Source organism: Nitratidesulfovibrio liaohensis, from assembly GCF_011682075.1.
Lineage (GTDB): Bacteria > Desulfobacterota > Desulfovibrionia > Desulfovibrionales > Desulfovibrionaceae > Cupidesulfovibrio > Cupidesulfovibrio liaohensis.
Genome location: NZ_VSMK01000309.1, coordinates 1 through 3346 on the forward strand (window position 1 = coordinate 1; position 3346 = coordinate 3346).

Annotated in this window: 4 protein-coding genes; 1 reads left to right on the top strand and 3 read right to left on the bottom strand. The window is 69.3% G+C overall.

Annotated features, from left to right (window positions below):
- Positions 1–888 (top strand): ComEC/Rec2 family competence protein (locus FVW27_RS11015; protein ID WP_424991868.1); only part of this gene is annotated, 888 nt, incomplete at its 5' end.
- A 174-nt stretch (positions 889–1062) separates the two neighbouring features.
- Here FVW27_RS11015 and FVW27_RS11020 read toward each other — a convergent pair.
- The 3 genes from FVW27_RS11020 to FVW27_RS11030 all read right to left on the bottom strand — a co-directional run.
- Complete coding sequence (locus FVW27_RS11020; RefSeq protein ID WP_167125125.1) at positions 1063–2103, bottom strand: Fpg/Nei family DNA glycosylase; 1041 nt, start codon at positions 2101–2103, stop codon at positions 1063–1065.
- A 319-nt stretch (positions 2104–2422) separates the two neighbouring features.
- Complete coding sequence (locus FVW27_RS11025; protein WP_167125127.1) at positions 2423–2830, bottom strand: type II toxin-antitoxin system HicB family antitoxin; 408 nt, start codon at positions 2828–2830, stop codon at positions 2423–2425.
- Between the two features lie 252 nt (positions 2831–3082).
- A partial coding sequence (locus FVW27_RS11030) for a PDZ domain-containing protein (protein ID WP_167125129.1) occupies positions 3083–3346 on the bottom strand: 264 nt, incomplete at its 5' end.

The following is a 3346-nucleotide window of genomic DNA, read 5'->3' on the forward strand; positions in this document are numbered from 1 at the left end:
TCGCGCTCGTGGGACACCGGACGCCGGGTGGTGGCCCCGGCGCTGACCGACAACCGCCCGCCCCGGCTGGACGCGGTGGTCTGGTCGCACCCGGACCGCGACCATTTGCGGGGACTTCTGTACGTCATCGACGCCTTTGCCGTCCGCCGGGTGGCGGGCAACGGCGAACCGCCGCACGGCGAGGACGGGGCGCGGCTGGCCGCCATCCTGCGCCATGCCCGACTGATCGGACACCACGAGGAACGCTGGCATGCCGGGCAGCGCATTCCCCTTGCCGACGGCCTGGAACTGGAAGTGCTGCACCCTCCCCTGCCGGAGGCGGCTGGCCCCGCCTTTGACGGTAACGACGCCTCGCTGGTGCTGCGCCTGACGGCGCGCGACGACAGCAATCGGCAGGACGGGCCGAATGGACCGGCTGGACCGGATGGATCAAATGGACAAGATGGGCCAAATGGGCAGGACGGACGTGGTGCGCGGCGCGGCCTGGCGCTGATTCCCGGCGATGCGGGCGACCCGGCCATCCGCGCCCTGCTGGATGCGGGCACGGACCTTTCGGCGGAAGTGCTGGTGCTGCCCCACCACGGCGGCAGGCGCAAGCTGCTGCCGCAACTGCTGGACGCGGTGCGCCCCTCCGTGGCCCTGGCCAGCGCGGGCTACCGAAACCGTTGGGGCTTTCCCGTGGCGGACACCCGCGCCGCGCTGGCGGCCCGGAACATCCCCCTGCTGGTAACGGCGGAATCGGGCCAGGTGCTGGCCCGATGGGATGCGGAAGGGACGAGGGGAGCAGGAAACGTGACCGGCATGGGCGGAACGCGTGCCTGGCCCGGCCCGGCCAGCATTACCACCGCCCGCGACGAAGACGGCGACGACACGGACGGGGGGCAGTAACAACCCCCATTGACGGACAGCCCCGCGCCATTTACGTGAAGCATGCCGAAGGTACGGGGTCGGAATGTGGCTTCGATTCCCCCGTACCGGGTGGCTGCGCGGCCACATCGCGTAATGCCGTCCACACGCCTGTCCGGCACGGCCCCTGGCCTGCCCCGCCCTGTCCCCCTCCCGCTATTTCAACTTCTGGCAATGCTCGCAGAACACAGTGGTGCGCCCGGCCACCTTGCCCGTGGTCAGCGCGCGCCCGCAGGCCACGCACGGCTGCCCGGACCTGCCGTACACCCGGAAGCGGTTCTGGAAGGCCCCGGCATCACCGTGGGCATCGCGGTAGTCGCGGATGGAACTGCCGCACTCGGCGATGGATTCGCGCAGCACGTCCACCAGATGGCCGTGCAGCACGCGCAACCGATCTGGCGAAAGCTCCCCGGCCTGCGCATCGGGCCGGATGGACGCCCGGAACAGCGATTCGTCGGCGTAGATGTTGCCGATGCCCGCGATGACCGTCTGGTCCAGCAACAGCGCCTTGATGCGCCCCCGCCGCCCCCGGAACAGCGCCGCGAAGTCCGGCGCGGCAATCTCCAGCGGCTCCGGCCCCAGCGACCGCCAGAAATCCCACGTGGCCAGATCGGCCTCGGACAGGGCCCGCACGTAACCGAACTTGCGCGCATCGTCGAAGAACAGCCGGTTGCCGTCATCCAGCCCGAAGATCACGCGGGTATGCGTGTTGGGCGCCACCTCCGGCCCGTAGACAAACAGCCGTCCGGTCATCTTCAGATGCACGCCCAGCAGATGCGGCACGCGGTTTCCGCCCGCGCTTCCCGTGCTTACCGTGTTGCCCGTGTTGCCCGTGTTGCCGGAAGCGCCCGCCGCGCCTGTCGCGCTGGAACCGGCCATCTTGCCCGCCGCGTCGCGGCAGGTCATCAGGTCTGCCGCGTCTGGCGGAACATCGGACGGAGCATCAACCGCTACACCAGCAGGCCCTGCCGCATCCGCCCTGCCCGCTGCACCATCCAGCGGGACCAGTTCCAGCAGCAGCAACTTGCCGCGCCGCCCCACACCGGCAATGACACGCCCCGGCACGCACCGGGCGAATGCCGCCGCGTCGCCCTGCACCGTCCCTTCGTTGCGCACCGCAACGGACACGATGCGCCGCCCCGTCAGCTGGGGCCGCAAACCGCAGGCAATGGTCTCCACCTCTGGCAACTCAGGCATGGGCAACTCCGCGTGACAGTCGTGCGATGACGAAAAAAAACCACATCGGCACACCATAGGCACGCCGACGCGGCCTGTCAGCAGGCCCGCGCATGACGGGGCGGAATTGGCGGGGAGGCAAGGAAGGCGGCCCTTACACAGCCATCGACAAAACGTGACACCGCGCGCGAGGGCGTTTGTCCCGGCGCGCAACACGTGCGGCAAGGACAAGGAAAACCGCTTTTTTGCGGAGGGAGTGTACTCTTCTCGTACTCGACCGGAGCAAAAAAGCGGTTTGACGCCGTCATTGCCCACGGAGTGCGCGCCCGGACAAACGCCCTCAGGGACAGCCCATCCGGTCGCAGAGATCACGGATAGCCGCCACCACCACCTGCGACCGGCTCATGTTCCAGTCGGCGGCCACGGCATCCAGCTTTTCCTTTTCCTGCTCGGTCATGGTCAGGGTCACCTTGACCACCCGGCGCGGCTCCAGACGCACGGGCACCATGAACAGGGCGGCTCCGGCGGGCGGGGCCGTGGGCAATTGGTCCGGCGGGGTGGGTTCGGGCAGGGTTTCACCCCGCGCCAGCAGGCCGCGCACATGTTCGGCCAGGGCTTCCTCGGCCATGCCGTAGGCCTCGCACAGGGTGTCGGCCCCCACGTCGCCGGGGGCGGCGTCGGGAAAATCGGGAAAGTCCACGGCGAATCCGTCATCGCCGAGGGGAGTCAGCACGGCGCAATACAACATTCCATCCTCCGACAGGGATATCCGCGCATGTTCGCGGATTGTGCGTTTGCTCATGTTGGCGCTGGCACGCCGGATTCCCACGCCCCAAAGGGCATGCTCCGGCGCGACGCACCCCGCTGACGCAAGGCATTCGGGGCGGCGCGATCAAACTCCAATTCGTCCGATTCCGCAGCGCGACCCTCCCCTGCGCAGCCGCCGCCCGTGGACGAAACACCATGGGATGCGGGCAGCGCGGGCGGCTGCGGAAAATTTCTACTTCAGGCCGGGTACGGTGAGCACCCGTTCCGCGTCGGCATCGCCGGGGCCGCGCACGGTAAAACGCACACCCTGCCCGGCCCCCACGGCTGCCGCGCCCGCCTCGTGCAGCACGCGCATGGAATCCACCACGCGATCGCCTACCCGCAGGATGAGGTCACCGGGGCGGAACCCGGCACGCTCGGCCACGGAGCCGGGCTCCACCTGCTGCACGCGCGCGCCGTCCGCTTCCTGCTGCAACAGCAGGCCCAGGCGGGGCCG

Bases quoted from the DNA above. Each gene is read 5' to 3' on its own strand.
- FVW27_RS11020 (WP_167125125.1), bottom strand. From the start codon at position 2,103: ATGCCTGAGTTGCCAGAGGTGGAGACCATTGCCTGCGGTTTGCGGCCC.
- FVW27_RS11025 (WP_167125127.1), bottom strand. From the start codon at position 2,830: ATGTTGTATTGCGCCGTGCTGACTCCCCTCGGCGATGACGGATTCGCC.